Here is a 16,110-nt window from a genome sequence, read left to right as displayed (position 1 = left end):
TTTCTTCATCAAAGCATCGGGATAAAGAAGCAAGCAAATGCGAGCGGAAATCGAGAACGTAGTCGACGAAACCAAGCAGGCCATAAGCCTGCTGAGGAGGCATCTTTGACTGGGATCAGGCGGTAAGACGACTGGACTGGTTGAACAACAAGGCAGAGGATCCAACCCTCTGGAACGATGCTACCGAAGCGCAGAAGCTGATGCGCGAGCGCCAGCAGCTGGATGACGGCATCAACGGCGTTCGCGCGCTGGAACGGCAGCTCACCGACAACATCGAACTCATCGAGATGGGCGAGGAAGAGGGCGACGCCGAGATCGTCAAGGAAGCCGAAGAGGCGCTGAAGGCGCTGAAGGCCGAAGCCGCCCGTCGGCAGGTCGAGGCGATGCTTTCGGGTGAGGCCGACAGCAACGATAGCTATCTCGAAGTGCATTCAGGCGCGGGCGGCACGGAAAGCCAGGATTGGGCCAACATGCTTTTGCGCATGTATACCCGCTGGGCCGAACGCCAACGCTTCAAGGTCGAACTGCTCGAAGTTCACGACGGCGAAGAGGCCGGCATCAAGTCGGCAACGCTGCTCGTCAAGGGCCACAACGCCTATGGCTGGCTGAAGACCGAATCGGGCGTACATCGCCTGGTTCGCATATCGCCCTATGACAGCAATGCGCGGCGTCACACCTCGTTCTCCTCGATCTGGGTCTATCCCGTGGTCGACGATTCGATCCAGATCGAGATCAACGAAAGCGATTGCCGCATCGATACCTATCGCTCGTCCGGCGCGGGCGGCCAGCACGTCAACACCACTGACTCGGCCGTGCGCATCACGCACATTCCGACCGGCATTGTCGTGCAATGCCAGCAGGAGCGCTCGCAGCACAAGAACCGCGCCAAGGCTTGGGACATGCTGCGCTCCCGCATGTACGAAGCCGAGTTGATGAAGCGGGAAGAGGCTGCCAACGCGGAAGCGGCATCGAAAACCGATATTGGCTGGGGACACCAGATCCGCTCCTACGTCCTCCAGCCCTACCAGCTGGTCAAAGACCTGCGCACCGGCGTTGCGAGCACGGCTCCAGGCGACGTGCTGGACGGCGAACTCAACGAGTTCATGGAAGCCGCCCTTGCCCACCGCATCAGCGGTGCCGCCGACGCGGTCGTCGACGACGTCGACTGAGGCGTGCGCCTTTGACGTTTTCCGCTCGCAGCGTCCCGTTGCGGGCGGTTTTGCGTTTCGGGGTGGGCGAATGGCGTCCTAGATGTTTAGTCCCGGCATTCGATGGGTTGGATCGAACTTGAATCGTTCTGGCTCTTTTGTCCAGCATTTGCAGATGTATTCGTAAGGTGTGAGACCTTTGAGGGTCTTGAGGCGACGACCGAAGTTGTAGGCGGTGATGAAGTCAGCAAGGTGCTGGCGAAGCTGATCATGGCTCTCATAATAATAGCGTTTGACTGTCGCATCCTTGATGGTGCGGTTCATTCGTTCGACCTGGCCATTGGTCCACGGATGTTTCGGCTTGGTCGTTCGGTGTTCGATATCGGTCTTGGCGCAAGTATATTCGAAGGCATGTGCCCAGAATTTTTCGCCGTTTGCGATCGCTTCCTTGATGAGCGGAACGGCCGAACCACCAGCCCCCGGGGTGGTGAACTGGATGCCATTGTCGGTAAGAACGGTATGGATCTTGTATGGGACAGCGGCGATCAGGCGTAGGAGAAACTCTCTGGAAACGGCCGTCGGCGCCTTCTCGTGCAGTTCGACGAAGGCAAACTTCGATGTGCGGTCGATGGCGACGAACATGTACAGCTTGCCCTGTTCGGTGCGCACTTCGGCAATATCGATATGGAAGTAGCCGAGCGGATAGGCTTTGAACTTCTGGCGAGCGGGCTTGTCGCCTTCGACATCGGCAAGCTTGGAAATGCCATGGCGCTGGAGGCACCGATGCAGTGACGATCGCGTCAGGTGCGGAATGGTTGGCTGCAGCGCATAGAGGCAATCGTCGAGAGGCAACAAGGTATAGCGCCGGAAGGCAACGATCACCGCTTCCTCCTCGATCGACAGAACCGTCGACCTCGGTTCTTTCGGACCGGTCGCCAAATCGGTCGTCGAAGTCCGCTTCCTCCATTTGGCGACGGTCTTCTGGTTGATCCCATACCGCTTCGCAAGAACCCTCAGGCTCGCTTGACTATTTTGTATTGCTCGACGGATCGCCTCTGTCGTCGTGGCGCTCCCGTGTAGAATTTGTCCCATAGCGAATCTCTCCAGCCTTGTGAGATAATTGCACCATCAAAATCTGGGATCAAACAYCTAGCGCAAGGAAAAGTGTGACGCGGTTCCGTCCGTAGTTGCGCAAACAAACCGATAGCAAATGAAAACCGGCGCGGTCATACCGCGCCGGCTTTGGTCTTCCAACGAGATCGATGACGATCAGTCGATATTGAACACCATCGGCTTTGCCTGACGAATCGCCGGGTGAGCCGTCAGCTTGGCAAGAACGTCGTCGCCGACCGGTCCGTCGACGTAAAGAAGAGCGATCGCATCGCCACCTTGCTTGTCACGGCCGAGCTGGAAGTTCGCGATGTTGACGTTGGCCGCACCGAGCGTCGTCCCGATGAAGCCGATCATGCCCGGCACGTCCGTATTGGTGAGGTAGATCATGTGGCTCCCGACGTCGGCGTCGAGGTTGATGCCCTTGATCTGGATGAAACGCGGCTTGCCGTCGGAGAAGACGGTACCCGCGACCGATCGCGTCATCGAACCCGTCGTCACCGTCAGCTTGATATAGCCGTCGAAGACCCCCGACTTGTCGCGCTTGACCTCGGAGAGGATGATCCCCTTTTCCTTGATCATGATCGGCGCCGAAACCATGTTGACGTCGGAAACCTGGCTGCGGATGAGACCGGCCAGCAGTGCGCTCGTCAGCGCCTTGGTGTTCATGCCGGCGGTGATGCCGTCAAAGAGGATCTCGATTTCCTTGATCGGCTCTTCGGTCACCTGGCCGACGAAGGCGCCGAGAACATCGGCAAGGCGAATGAACGGCTTCAGGATCGGCGCTTCTTCCGCGGTGATCGACGGCATGTTGATGGCGTTGGAAACGGCTCCCTTCATCAGGTAGTCCGACATCTGTTCGGCCACCTGGAGAGCGACGTTCTCCTGAGCCTCCGTCGTGGAGGCGCCGAGATGCGGCGTGCACACGACGTTCGGCAGGCCGAAGAGCGGGCTTTCCTTGGCTGGCTCCACCTCGAAGACGTCGAATGCGGCACCGGCGACGTGGCCGGACTTGATCGCTTCGGCAAGCGCTGCCTCATCGACGAGACCACCACGGGCGCAGTTGATGATGCGCACGCCGGGCTTGGTCTTCGCCAGCGCTTCCTTGTTGAGAATGCCACGGGTCTTGTCCGTCATCGGCACGTGCAGGGTAATGAAGTCGGCCTTGGCGAGCAACTCGTCGAGCTCGACCTTGGTGACGCCCATTTCCTCGGCGCGCTCCTTCGAGAGGAACGGGTCATAGGCAAGCACGTGCATCTTCAGGCCGATCGCGCGCGAGCAGACGATGGAGCCGATATTGCCGGCGCCGATGACGCCGAGCGTCTTGCCGGTGATTTCGACACCCATGAACTTCGACTTCTCCCACTTGCCGGCCTGCGTGGAGGCATCGGCCTGAGGAAGCTGGCGGGCGACCGCGAACATCAGCGCGATGGCGTGTTCGGCCGTCGTGATCGAGTTGCCGAAGGGCGTGTTCATGACGATGATGCCGCGGCGCGACGCAGCGGGGATGTCGACATTGTCGACACCGATGCCGGCGCGGCCGATGACCTTGAGGTTGGTGGCAGCGGCAATCAGCTTTTCCGTTGCCTTGGTGGCGGAGCGGATGGCGAGACCGTCATAGTTGCCGATGATTTCGGCTAGCTTGTCCTTGTCCTTGCCGAGCTGCGGCTGGAAATCGACTTCGACGCCGCGATCGCGGAAGATCTGGACGGCGGTTTCCGACAGTTCGTCGGATACGAGAACGCGAGGTGCCATTGGGGGCTTCCTTCAAAGAGTTCAGCGATGGATGAAATCAGGGATGCGAAGGCTCCGCTTCGAAAGCGGAGCCGGATGCGGTGACGTCAGGCCGCGGCCTGGGAGAGCGTTGCCTTCTGGGTCTCGAAGGCCCAGGACAGCCAGGGCATGAGCTTGACCATGTCGGCGGTTTCGATCGTCGCGCCGGCCCATATGCGCAGGCCGGACGGCGCGTCGCGGTAGTGCCCGATGTCGTAGGCGACGCCTTCCTTTTCGAGCAGGCCGACGACGCCCTTGGCGAAGTTGGCCTGGCCGTCAGCGTCGAGCGCCAGTACGTCCTTGTCGACGATCTTCAGGCAGACCGAGGTGTTGGAGGCGGTTTCCGGCTTCACGGCCAGATTGGCGATCCAGCCATTGGCGGCGACGAAATCGGCGATGACCTTCGCGTTCGCATCGGCGCGGCCCATCAGGCCCTTGAGGCCGCCGACCTCCTTCGCCCAAAGCAGCGCATCGAGGTAATCTTCAACGCAAAGCATGGAGGGCGTGTTGATCGTTTCGCCCGCGAAAATGCCCTCGGAGAGCTTGCCGCCGGACGTCAGGCGGAAGATCTTCGGCAGCGGCCAGGCCGGCGTGTAGGTCAAGAGGCGTTCAACAGCGCGGGGGCTGAGGATGATGACGCCATGCGCGCCCTCGCCGCCGAGAACCTTCTGCCAGGAGAAGGTAACGACATCGAGCTTGGCGAAATCCAGGTTCTGCGCGAAAGCGGCCGAGGTGGCGTCGCAGATCGTTAGACCCTTGCGGTCGGCAGGGATGAAATCCGCGTTCGGAACTCGGACGCCGGAGGTGGTGCCGTTCCAGGTGAAGACCACGTCGCGGTCGAAATCGACGGCGGAAAGGTCGGGCAGTTCGCCGTAGTCGGCTTCGAGCTTGCGGGCGTCCTTGAGCTTCAGCTGCTTGACGACGTCGGTGACCCAGCCAGCACCGAAGCTTTCCCAGGCGAGCAAATCGACGCCGCGTTCGCCGAGCAGCGACCAGAGCGCCATTTCGACGGCGCCGGTATCGGAGGCCGGAACGATGCCGATGCGGTAATCCGCCGGCACTTCCAGAATTTCGCGGGTAAGGTCGATGGCCTGCTTCAGCTTCGTCTTGCCGATCTTCGCGCGGTGCGAACGGCCAAGAGCCGCGTCGGAAAGAGCATCGAGCGTCCAACCGGGGCGCTTCGAGCAGGGGCCAGAAGAGAAATGGGTATTTTGCGGACGTACGTCCGGCTTTGCGGTCTTCGCCATGTGCTATCCTTCCAGATAGATAGCTCCTCGTTGGGGAGGAGTGTCCCGCCGCCGTGGTTATAGGGCGAGCGGATCGAAGTCAAGTTGGCGAGGTCGCAGAAGGATAAATTATTGGCGCAGCCGCGACGCCAAGTCGCAGGCTTGCGGGCTCTCTACCAGGTCAGAACGCGCAGGCCCACGCGGATCTCGTGGCGGTCGAGCGAACCACTGCGACCGCTGGCGCCCACCGTCCCCTCGGCGTCGGAGAAATTGAACATGCCGCCGCCGGCGACGTGGCTATAGCGGTAGCCGACATCAAGCTTGACGTTCGGCGCGACATCGTAGGCAACGCCGGCCATCAGCGCATAGGTCGCCCGCCAGTCGTTCACGCCACCGTAGCGCCCCGATGAAGACGAAGCGTCCGCACAGCTCGCGGCACCGGCAACGCAACTGGAGACCGCGGTGAAATCGTCCCAGTGCACTCGCGTGGCGCCGAAGCCGGCGCCGACATAGGGCGTGAAGCCCGCAAACGTTCCGAGATCGACATAGCCGTTCAGCATCAGGCTTGCGCCAGTGAACGATGCCGATCCCCTGGAGCTGCAGCCGGTACCCACGGCACCGCCGGCGCAGGGGCCGGCACTTGCAAAGCTGCCGTCGAAATCGCCGCGAAACAGCTCGCCGGTCAGGTCGGCGCGCACAAGGTCTGTGAACTGATAGCCGATGCCGAAATCGCCGGAGAATTTGTCGTCGAACCGAGTCTGATCGAAACCGTCCTGCGTATAGCCGCCCGTCGAAGCATCGTAGGTGCGAACGGTCGCGCCGCTGTCGCCAGTGTGAACCGCATAACCGACGTCGCCGCGCACGTACCAGCCGCGCGCTTCCTTGACGCTGACCTCTTTCAACGTCACTTCGGGCGGCAAGCTGTCGGCCGCCCACGCAGCACCAGCCAGCATGGCCGCCATCGCTGCTCCTGCCGCCAAAGCCGTAGAACGGATCATCGCCTGCCTTCCCGTCTCCGGGCGTCAAGGCCCGAATTTCCGCCTGGCCGTGATACATCGTTCGACACCGGTCTCACCTTTCGACCCGCGCCGACGTTCACCTGCGGCCATTTTCGTTTCGTTAACCATAGGGAGGTCATGGTTAATGAAGCTTTAAGGAAAGTACCCTTCTTCGAGACGCGAGAAGAAAAGACAAAGCCGCCCGGCAGGGTGCGGGCGGCTTTGCTGGAGGTCTGAACTGGGTCTGATGTGGCTTACTTGTAGACCGGAATATCCGCCGGCGGCATGTAGGCCGCGGACTGGCAGCCTCCGAACACGTAACGGGCGCCGAGGCGTGCTTCGTGAATGTTGATGCCCTTGTCGTAGCCCGGGCCGCCTGCGAGTGCATATTCGAACATGTCGCCGCCCTCGATATGGCGGTAACGATAGCCGACATCGGCCTTGAGGTTGCAGGTGAGATCGATCGAGGTACCGGCCATCAGGGCATAGGTGAAGCGCCAGCTGCCACGACCGCGGTGAACGTCTTCCGGATCGCAGGACGAGGGATCGGCGACCGAGCAGTTCGTGTCGTGCAGATCCTTCCACTTGACGTGGGTGCCGCCGATACCGGCGCCGACATAGGGCGTGAAGGCGCCGAAGGTGCCAAGATCAACATAGGCGTTGGCAAGCAGACTGAAGGCCGTCAGCGAAGCCGTGTCTCGCGAGAACGCCGGGACGGAGGTAAAGCCCGGGCCGCACGATCCGCACATGCCGCTCGTCGAGCCGTTGAAGTTCGACTTGAACAGGTAGTCGAGCGTCAGGTCGGTGCGCAGATAGTTGTTGATCTGGTAACCGACGCCGCCGCCGAGCGTGAAATTGTCGTCCAGCGCGGACTTCTGAAAATCGACGTAGTCGGAATTCGAGCCCTGGAAATAGCTGGCGCCGCGAAGGTTCGTAAAGGCATAGCCGACATCGCCGCGAAGATACCATCCGCTCGACTGGCTGACGACGACTTCCGCCGGCGGCGCCACGGGCTGCGGTGGGGCGGGCTGGTACGGCTGGGCAAATACTATCGACGTCGTCGCGAGGATAGCGGCGATGGCGCCGAATGCACTTCTCATCATAATCCAAACTCCAATATCGCTATCGCCGGCCGCGTCGCGGCCCGACCTCCGAAGATGCCTTGGATTAATGAATGGTAGTGGTTAAAACGTAATTAAGTACAATTGTTTATAACGTTTTTCTACCGCTCGGTAACGTTAACTTGACCTAAAGACAGGCTATGCGGGTCTTGTACGCTATAGGATCAAAAAGCCGCACCTCCCCCACGGCTCGCAACCCCATGAACGGCGCGAGAAAAACGTTAAGAGTCCCATGCAATATCGCAGGCTTTCTCATCCTCGCACATCGCCGATGCGATAGTCTCACATCGGCGATGAGCGAGGTCGGTGGGCCAAAACCTTGTGATTCATGCAAAAAAGCCAACCTTCTCAGGCGAACCCTAATACGCACATTTAATATATCTGCGTCATTGCATGGGAGTTTGGATAGGGATTAATCCCTAAATTATCATGACATGAAGCAAGCCCGGTAATAAACTGCCGCGCGATTGGGTTGCAAAAATCCTGGGGGCGACACGTGTCTACCGATACAGGAATGAAGCGTCGTGGTGCACGCACCGCGCCAACTGTGGTCGTCATCGAACATCATACGCTTGCACGCACAGCCATCGTAAGATTTCTCGAAAACGAACTGACGGGCTGGAATATCGTCGACATGGCCTGCACCGAGAGTCTCGAAGGAGCTCAGCTGCAGGACGTGCGCCTGATTGCGCTGGATTTGGCGTGCAAGAGCGTCGGATGCCCGAGCGTCCACGAGGACCTGACGCGGATCGCGCAACTTTTCCCGAATGCGCCGATCGCGCTTTTGTCGAATACCGACGATATTCCCATGGCCTCGCAGGCGCTGCGGATGGGCGTGAAGGGCTTCTTCACGACGACGCTGCCGATCGAGATCGCGATTGCCGGGCTGCGCCTGGTTCTTGCCGGAGGGGTATTTTGCCCGCATCCGTTCGGAGAGCTCATCGAGGTTTCGCGCGAGCCGCCAAAGCCCGCCGACGAGGAGCGGCCGATCACCAGCGCCCGCATGCAGTATCTGTCGATCGCCGACTTCACGCCGCGCGAAGCCGACGTGCTGGCGCAGTTGCAGAGCGGTTGCTCCAACAAGGTGATTGCCGGCAAGCTCAATCTATCCGGTCATACGGTGAAAATGCATTTGCAGCACATCATGCGCAAATTGCAGGTGCAGAATCGCACCGAAGTGGTCGCCCGGCTTGGTCATCAGTTGTCCAACGGCCATGACATAGCCGCCGAATAGGCTATGCGCTGCCCCTTGATGTCGTCTTCTCCAGCATTTCGCTGAGGGTGGCGGCTGTCAGCATGGCTTCGGCCAGAAGCTTCTTGAGTTTCTGATTCTCCTGCTCCAGCGCCTTCAGACGCCTGGAGTCGAAGCCAACGTTCTTGAACTGCAGAGATTGCCAGCGGTAAAATGTCGGTTCGCTAATGCCGTGCCTGTGACAGACATCCGCCACGGTCACGCCGCCCTGGTGTTCCTTCAGGATATCCACGATTTCTTCGTCGTTGAATTTTCTTTTGCCCATCACTGCGTTCCTTCGACGGAAGCAAGCCGGCGATCCGATTTGTTGCGAAGGAATGCGCGCGCAAAGACCTTTTTTTATCGCGCGTTCCGAGCAGCGGGCCCCGACCTGCTGTACTGCGCCGCACCCACATGGACGCGCAAAGAGTCGCAGTAACACTATGAATTTGCGCACAATCCGTTTGTTAAATCGATTCCGATTTAAGGGGTATGCGCTTAGTCCTCACGGAACGCCCGGTTGAAACTGTCGAGAAGAGGTCTGATCGCGTAAAACGCTACACTGCTCTTGCCTGTTTCGATCAATGTCTGGGCTGGCATGCCCGGAACCAATTCGACATTTTTCAATTTTGGTAGGCGCTCATCGATAACGCGGATGGTCGCCGCATAATAAGGCTGCCCGGTCTGTTTATCGACGAGACGATCCGCTGAAACATATTCCACGATGCCCATCAGCAGCGGCACCCGGCGCTGGTTATAGGGAATGAGATGGACCTGCGCATTGAGGCCGGAATGCACGAGATTGATATCCTCCGGCCGTACATGCGCGGACACGATGAGCCGATCGCGGCGCGGCACCAGATCAACGAGCGGTTCGCCCGCGCCGACGATACCGCCGGCGGTATGGATGCGCAGGTCGATGATCGTGCCGTCTTCGGGCGCCCGGATCGAGGTTCTGACAACCTGGTCGGTAAGCGCGCGCAGTCGCTCGCTCAATTGCAGGATCTGGTTTTCCGTCTCGCGCAGTCCTTGCGCGACTTCGTTCATGCGATCGCTTTCAAGCTTGACCAGATAGGCCTGGGACTCGGCTATCTCCTGGGAAGCGCGTGATATCTGCGCCTCGAGCTCGCCGAATTGCCCGTCGAGTTCCGCCTTCTCGCGTCCGAGATTGTATTGTCTGCTCTTTCGTTCCGCGCCCTTGGCGACGAGGCTCATGGCGTTCTCCAGTTCCTGCCTGGAGATTTCCAGCCTCGCCACAACCGCCGCCTTCTGCGCGGACAGACCGATGATCTCCTTCTGGATCTGCCCCATCTTCTCGTGGGTGATCGCGATTTCGGCCTGCATGACCTGGCGGCGCGTCTCAAAGATCTTCTGTTGCCCGATCATAATACCCCGCACCGAGGTATCATGCTCCGCGGCACTCTGAAGATCCGCCGGGAAGGCGATCTGATCGCGCCCGTCCTGTTCGGCTAACATTCGCGCGCGGCTGCTCTCGGCATCCCAGAGCTGGCCTTGAATGCTGTCGCGCTCCGAGCGCGGTTTCGTATCGTCGAGCTTGATGAGTACCTGACCCGAGGTCACGGCATCGCCGTTCTTGACGAGGATCTGGCTGACGATCCCGCCTTCCAGATGCTGGATCGTCTTGCGACTTGTTTCGGGCTCCACGATGCCTGAGGCGATCGCAGCGCTTTTCAGCGGCGCCAACAGCGACCAGGATCCAAAGCCGAAAACGAAGACGCAGATCAAGAGATTGCCGAACCAGACAACCCCGCGCAGCCGCGGCATCGGCGAGGCCGGCGCGACACCTCGCTGGTCGGGCAGGCCGATCGGCGAAATGGATAGGAGCTTCCTGACCATTCCGGCAGCAACGGGCGGCGGAGCCGATACGCTCTGCAAACGGGCGGTAGCTGTTTCGAGGTTCACGAGGGTCATTGGATCTCCATCCTCTCAGCTCACGCTTCGCTGCGGCGGACGAAGAAAGTTGTCGTAGATTTGCTCGCTTTCCCCGAATGCTTCGACCGTGCCATTGCGAAGGATGGCGATCTTGTTGGTGACGGGGAGGATGCCCATACGATGTGTAATGATGACGACGATCATCCCACGCGCCCGCATCCGCTCGATCGCTTGGAAGAGCATGCGTTCGCCCTCGTAGTCCAGGCTCGAATTCGGGTCGTCGAGCACGACGAGTGCAGGACTTCCATAGGCGGCTCTTGCAAGTCCCAACTGCTGGCGCTGCGCGCGCAATAGCAATGCGCCGCCCTCGCCTATGTCGGTCTCGTAGCCTTGCGGCAGCCGCATGATCGCGTCGTGCAGCCCGACGAGCTTCGCCGCTTCGATTGCCTTGCCCGGATCTTCGCCGTCCAAGCGCCCGATGACGTCCTTGATCGCGCCGCCGAAGAGTTCGATATCCTGCGGCAGATAGCCGACATGGCGCGCCCCGCCGCAAAGACGCAGCGCCGATATATCGACCCCTCCGAGAAGCGCGCAGCCATTCGACGCCTCCAATACCCCAGCCATGATCCGCCCGAGCGTCGACTTTCCGGCCCCCGAGGGCCCGATGACGGCGACGCAGTCGCCCGGCAGTAGCCGCATGCTCACGCCTCTCAATATGGGGCGGGCGGCGAAGGGCAGCGTGTAGCCGATATTGTCGAGCACGATGCCGCTCGGTTCCGGAACCGGCACCATCCGATCATCCGCATCCGATGCGACGGCAGCCAGCATGCCGTTCAGCCGATGGAAAGCCTTGCGAGCGTAGGCGAATGCCCGCCACGCGCCGATGGCGCCTTCGACCGGCGCGAGGCCGCGGCCAAGCAGCAGGCTTGCAACGAAGATGATGCCGGGGCTGCTGCCATATTCCAGCACCAGCCAGGTGGCGGCGCCCATGACGAGGATCTGCGTCAGCGTCCGGATGGACTTAGAAAAGCCGAGAATGATCTCGGTGCGATGCATGGCGCTGTCCTGCGCCTTGCGCGCCACCTCGGCGTCGCGATAAACGACCTGTGCTGCGCCGTCCTGCATGCCCATGGCGCGGATGACCGAAAGGTATTTCAGCGCCGTTCCGAAACGGAAGTAACTGCGGGATAGGGCGGCGTTCGCCGTCGCAAGCGGCCTGCGGGTCGCAATCTCGGTTGCAAGCGCAAGCAGCAGCAGCGCCAAGGCGCTCAAGACGCCGACCGCGCCCAGCAGTGGATGCACCATGAACAGCAGGAGCAGGAATAGTGGCGCCCAGGGAATGTCGAAGATCAGTGCGCTTGCAGGGGAATCGAGAAACTGGCGCAAGGTCGCCAGGTCCCTGTAGCATTCGCTCGCCGCAACCGGGTCGGCGCGCGCCGCATACTCGAACGAGGCGGTGAGAACGCACGGCCGCAGGCGATGGTCCAGCCAGCTGCCAATACGAGAAAGCGCGGCTCGCCTGACGATGTCGAGGAGAGATCCTACAACCACCGCGACTGCGATGACCAGCGTCAGCATCAGCAGCGTGTCGGCGCTCCGGCTCGACAGCACACGGTCGTAGATCTGCAGAAGATAAATGGAGGGAGCGAGAAGGAAAAGGTTGTAGCCGCAGCTATAGAGAAAGACCAAGCCGAATGCCCCGGCGCAGGCCCGAAGGGCCACCACCAGATGCGTCGGGGAGCGTTGAGCGTGCGTCAAAGTGGTCGTCATTATCAGGTCTCACGGCTCATTCGATACTGACTGATAGGCTCGATGCACCCGCCCGAAACTGAAGGATCGCCAAAATGGCGATCCCTTTGGCCCAGATCCGTGCGTCTTCGATATCAAGATCCGATATGGCTGAGATCGATATGACCGTGGTCGAGGTCGAAATTCGAGAGCGTGTTCGTTACCGACGTCAGATCGTTATGAGTGTCGGTTGGTATGTGGATCGTGGTGGGAGTAACGGCACCACCGACTGCGTAGTTGCCGTTGCCGCCATTGCCGCCCATGCCAGCGAGGATCGTGCCACTCTGGTTGGCCAATACATCATTGACCTGGTAGCCGGTCGTATCGGCGTGCACGTTGGCGGTGTCGCCGCCGCTTGCGTTGTTCTGGCTACCATTGGAGGTCGCCGCGCCGCCGGGGCCGCCCGAACCAGTGTTGGAGATGTAGGCCAGGAAGCCTTCCTTCGCCTGAGCGAAGCCGCCGTTGCCGCCACCGCCTGCATCCCAGTCGGCGCCTTGCCAGACGTGGTCACCATTGTGCAGATGGGTTTCAGCACCGCTGACCGACTGCGCATTGGCGGCCGTAACAACCGGATTGTAGCTAATATCCCCGTGGTTGTAGCCGTTGCCGCCGTTACCGGCACTGGCGTCGCCACCGTTGACATGGTCGAGATTGATTAGGTCAGATGCTTGCGGGATAGGCATAATGTCAGCTCCTCTTACATTTCGTCCGTGTTCCTTCACGGCCGGCACCCAGCATCCATCGCCAGGCAAGATAACTACCCTGAAACACTGCGCGCGATTGCACCCGTGAACTAGCTAGATATTCGGGGATGGCCCTTTGGGTGGGGTATGGGTAGCAGTGGCGAACGTTGCGTAAATGGACAAACGGTTACATCCAGGCGCCGTCGCGTCTTCGACCGTCTCAAACAACAATGCGGGTATGGTATCCGCCTTCGCATGCGACAGGCAGCTTAAGAACAGGCAGAAGAACGCTTCCGTATTCGCAAGAAAACGGAAGCGTTCCAGGTTTCTAGACGTGGAGCGAATGGAGAATGTCGTCTACCAGGGCCGAATGGGCGCCGGTCAGATTGCCCTCGCCGCCCGAACCGCCAATACCTGCCATTTGCAGCGTGTGCTGGTCGGTGAGCACATGGTCGATCTGGTCGGCATCCGCCCCGCCTCCAACTGCAATGTTGATCGGGTGGAAATAGGCGACGCTGACGTCGCTGAGGTTGCCGTTGGCGTAGCCGTGCCCACCGCCGCCGGAAACGCCGCTGCCGGTAAATATCGTGTCGGAGGAGAGGTTGAAGCCGCCGCCGTTGCCGCCGATGCCGGCGATCTGCACGCCGCCCTGCTCGAAGATCGCATTGTTCGTCTGATGAGCCTCGGCCGATCCACCTGCCGCCCCGATCGCGATGTTGATCGGTGAGAAGATCGCTACGTTAACGTCGAGCATACTTCCGAGGAAATAGCCGTTGCCGCCGTGTCCGGCGTAGGCGTCTCCGTTCATGATGAGGGACGTTGCGGGACTGACAGAGCCGCCAAAGCCCGCAAGATTGTGATCCCCACCGTCGCCGCCCATGCCGGCGACCTGCGTCGCGCCCTGCATGAAGAAGGCATTGTTGGTCTGATCCGCCACGGCCGAAGAGCCATGCCCAACGGCGACTGCCGTATTGACGGGCGCAAACACCCCAACGTCCGCGCTGACCATGCCGCCTACGAAATAACCGTTGCCGCCGCTGCCGGCATGCGTTTCACCATCGCCGCCGCCGAGCGCAATGTTGCCAAAACCCCCATTGCCGCCAAGACCAGCCATCTCAGTGGCATGCTGGAGCATCATCGCATCGTTGGTCTGATAAGCTTCGGCCGAAGAATGCGGGCCGGCGATTGCCGCGTTGGACGGCGTGAATATCGCCGTCGGCGTTGCACTGATGAGACCGATGGAAATGCCATCGCCGCCGCTGCCCGCCGAAGTGTGGCTAACGTCGGGCGCGACATCCAACGGCAACCAGGTAGGCACCAGCGCCAAGTGCCCAGCGGCGGAACTGGAGAGAATATTCTGATTGGTGCTCGAGTTCGGCGCTTCTTCCGATGTCGAACGAGTTTCCGTCATCGCCATCTCCGTAAGCCGTCGCACGCATGTCTAAGGAATTGCGCGCGCAGAGCGGCCCGATATCAACTGCCATTGTGACGCCAGGCACGCAAAAAGAAGAGCCTGCAATTCGTCTACATCCATTTGGGGAGGGCGATAGCCATTCGGCTGTCATTGGCGGCAGCGGAATGCTTCAAAAAACACAAAAGGCCGGCGTCCGGCGCCGGCCTTGGGTTTGCACGCCAAAACGATCAGGCGGCCGTGCGGACGTTCGAGATCAATCCGATGAGATCGTTGACGATACGCTCGATCTGGCCGCGATCGTCGCCTTCGGCCATCACGCGGATCAGCGGCTCCGTGCCCGACGGGCGAATGACGAGACGGCCTTTGCGCGAAAGTTCGTTTTCGGCGTCCGCGATCGCCTGACGCACTTCGATGCTTTCCAGCGGCTTGCCGCCGGAAATGCGAACGTTGCGCAAAAGCTGCGGCACCGGCTCGAACCGCCGGCAGACTTCGCTCACGGGCTTGCCGCTGCGCTTGGCGCAGGCAAGAATCTGCAGCGCGGCCACAAGGCCATCGCCGGTGGTGCCGTAGTCCGAGAGCACGATGTGACCGGACTGCTCGCCGCCGACGTTGAAATTGTGCTGGCGCATATGCTCCACCACGTAACGATCGCCGACCTTGGTGCGGGCCAGTTCCAAGCCCTTGTCGCCGAGGAAGCGTTCGAGGCCGAGATTGGACATGACGGTCGCAACGATGCCGTTGCCGCGCAGCGTCTGGTTTTCCGCCCAGCTTTCGGCGATCACCGCCATCAGCTGGTCGCCATCGATGATGGTGCCGGTCTCGTCAACGATGATCACCCGATCGGCGTCGCCGTCGAGAGCGATGCCGATGTCGGCGCGCACTTCGTCGACCTTCTTCTGCAGGGCGACCGGGCTGGTCGAACCGCAATTGAGGTTGATGTTCGTGCCGTTCGGCTCGTTGCCGATCGTGACGACGTCGGCGCCTAGTTCCCAAAGCACGGCCGGCGCGACCTTGTAGGCAGCGCCATTGGCACAGTCGATCGCAATCCTCAGGCCCTGCAGCGTGACATCACGCGGCAGCGTGCGCTTCGCGTGCTCGATGTAGCGGTCATGAACACCGTCGACGCGCTTGGCGCGGCCGATGTCGTCGGATTTTGCCAGTTGGCCGGTCAGGTCCTGCTCGAGGAGATCCTCGATCTCCGCCTCGATCTCGTCCGACAGCTTGTATCCGTCAGGCCCGAAAAGCTTGATGCCATTGTCTTCGTAAGGGTTGTGAGACGCCGAGATCATGACGCCGATATCGGCGCGCAACGAGCGTGTCAGCATCGCCACTGCCGGCGTCGGGATCGGGCCGAGGACGAAGGCATCGAGCCCCGCGGCAGTGAAGCCCGCAACGAGCGCGTTTTCCAGCATGTAGCCGGAAAGGCGCGTATCCTTGCCGATGACGACGCGGTGACGATGATTGCCGCGGCGGAAGATCGTACCGACTGCAATACCGACACGCATCGCAAGATCCGGTGTCATGGGAAAGACGTTCGATTGCCCCCGAATACCGTCTGTTCCAAAATAGTGACGCTTCATATTTGCTCCTGCCATTGCAGCCCGCCGCGCAAAGCGCGCCTGCCCATCACATCCCCTCGCCGGATAATGGACACCAGGGCCTTACCTTTGCGCGTCCAAAGGATACGCGGGGCAGTATTGCCATATTTCGCCATGACGGGCACGT

General features: G+C 60.6%; 13 protein-coding genes. 2 read left to right on the top strand and 11 right to left on the bottom strand.

The features are described 5' to 3' along the window. The first annotated feature begins 37 nt into the window (after positions 1–37). Positions 38–1,169, top strand: a protein-coding gene (gene prfB / locus AB4048_RS07020) for a peptide chain release factor 2 (RefSeq protein WP_442201207.1) whose coding sequence is annotated in 2 segments (ribosomal slippage) — positions 38–106 and positions 108–1,169 — 1,131 coding nt in all. Because the reading frame shifts where the segments join, the coding sequence is not laid out codon by codon here. A gap of 78 nt (positions 1,170–1,247) precedes the next feature. Here the strand turns inward: prfB and AB4048_RS07015 are convergent. The 5 genes from AB4048_RS07015 to AB4048_RS06995 all read right to left on the bottom strand — a co-directional run bounded on the left by AB4048_RS07015 (position 1,248) and on the right by AB4048_RS06995 (position 7,358). After that, a complete protein-coding gene (locus tag AB4048_RS07015; protein WP_442201206.1) occupies positions 1,248–2,240 on the bottom strand; it encodes an IS481 family transposase in 993 nt (330 codons plus the stop codon). A 177-nt stretch (positions 2,241–2,417) separates the two neighbouring features. Then, a complete protein-coding gene (gene serA / locus AB4048_RS07010) occupies positions 2,418–4,013 on the bottom strand; it encodes a phosphoglycerate dehydrogenase (protein WP_442201205.1) in 1,596 nt (531 codons plus the stop codon). Positions 4,014–4,099: 86 nt separating this feature from the next. Then, complete coding sequence (locus tag AB4048_RS07005) at positions 4,100–5,278, bottom strand: phosphoserine transaminase (protein WP_442201204.1); 1,179 nt, start codon at positions 5,276–5,278, stop codon at positions 4,100–4,102. A gap of 152 nt (positions 5,279–5,430) precedes the next feature. After that, positions 5,431–6,255: an outer membrane protein gene (locus AB4048_RS07000; protein WP_442201203.1), complete on the bottom strand. Its 825-nt coding sequence runs from the start codon at positions 6,253–6,255 to the stop codon at positions 5,431–5,433. A 254-nt stretch (positions 6,256–6,509) separates the two neighbouring features. Next, positions 6,510–7,358 carry an outer membrane protein gene (locus AB4048_RS06995; protein WP_442201202.1) on the bottom strand — a complete coding sequence of 283 codons (849 nt, stop codon included), beginning with the start codon at positions 7,356–7,358 and terminating at the stop codon, positions 6,510–6,512. Positions 7,359–7,890: 532 nt separating this feature from the next. On the opposite strand from AB4048_RS06995, the gene AB4048_RS06990 reads away from it, so the two are divergent. Next, on the top strand, positions 7,891–8,610 hold the full coding sequence (locus tag AB4048_RS06990; protein WP_442201292.1) for a response regulator transcription factor: 720 nt from the start codon (positions 7,891–7,893) through the stop codon (positions 8,608–8,610). 1 nt (position 8,611) lies between these two features. On the opposite strand, the gene AB4048_RS06985 is transcribed toward AB4048_RS06990, so the two are convergent. The 6 genes from AB4048_RS06985 to glmM form a co-directional block, all read right to left on the bottom strand. After that, complete coding sequence (locus tag AB4048_RS06985; protein WP_442201201.1) at positions 8,612–8,893, bottom strand: transposase; 282 nt, start codon at positions 8,891–8,893, stop codon at positions 8,612–8,614. A gap of 212 nt (positions 8,894–9,105) precedes the next feature. Next, positions 9,106–10,539: an HlyD family type I secretion periplasmic adaptor subunit gene (locus tag AB4048_RS06980; protein ID WP_442201200.1), complete on the bottom strand. Its 1,434-nt coding sequence runs from the start codon at positions 10,537–10,539 to the stop codon at positions 9,106–9,108. Positions 10,540–10,554: 15 nt separating this feature from the next. Beyond that, on the bottom strand, positions 10,555–12,270 hold the full coding sequence (locus tag AB4048_RS06975; RefSeq protein WP_442201199.1) for a type I secretion system permease/ATPase: 1,716 nt from the start codon (positions 12,268–12,270) through the stop codon (positions 10,555–10,557). Positions 12,271–12,383: 113 nt separating this feature from the next. Continuing rightward, entirely contained in the window at positions 12,384–12,971 is a 588-nt protein-coding gene (locus AB4048_RS06970; protein WP_442201198.1) for a PE-PGRS family protein, read from the bottom strand. Between the two features lie 328 nt (positions 12,972–13,299). Further along, the gene (locus tag AB4048_RS06965; RefSeq protein ID WP_442201197.1) at positions 13,300–14,382 is read right to left on the bottom strand and encodes a hypothetical protein; all 1,083 of its coding nucleotides are present in this window, start codon (positions 14,380–14,382) and stop codon (positions 13,300–13,302) included. A 230-nt stretch (positions 14,383–14,612) separates the two neighbouring features. Then, on the bottom strand, positions 14,613–15,965 hold the full coding sequence (gene glmM / locus AB4048_RS06960; protein WP_442201196.1) for a phosphoglucosamine mutase: 1,353 nt from the start codon (positions 15,963–15,965) through the stop codon (positions 14,613–14,615). Positions 15,966–16,110 lie beyond the last annotated feature (145 nt).

The organism is Rhizobium sp. RAF56 (assembly GCF_052113965.1).
Taxonomy (GTDB): domain Bacteria; phylum Pseudomonadota; class Alphaproteobacteria; order Rhizobiales; family Rhizobiaceae; genus Rhizobium.
Note: the sequence above shows the minus strand (reverse complement) of the source record. Positions and strands in the feature narration are given on the sequence as shown.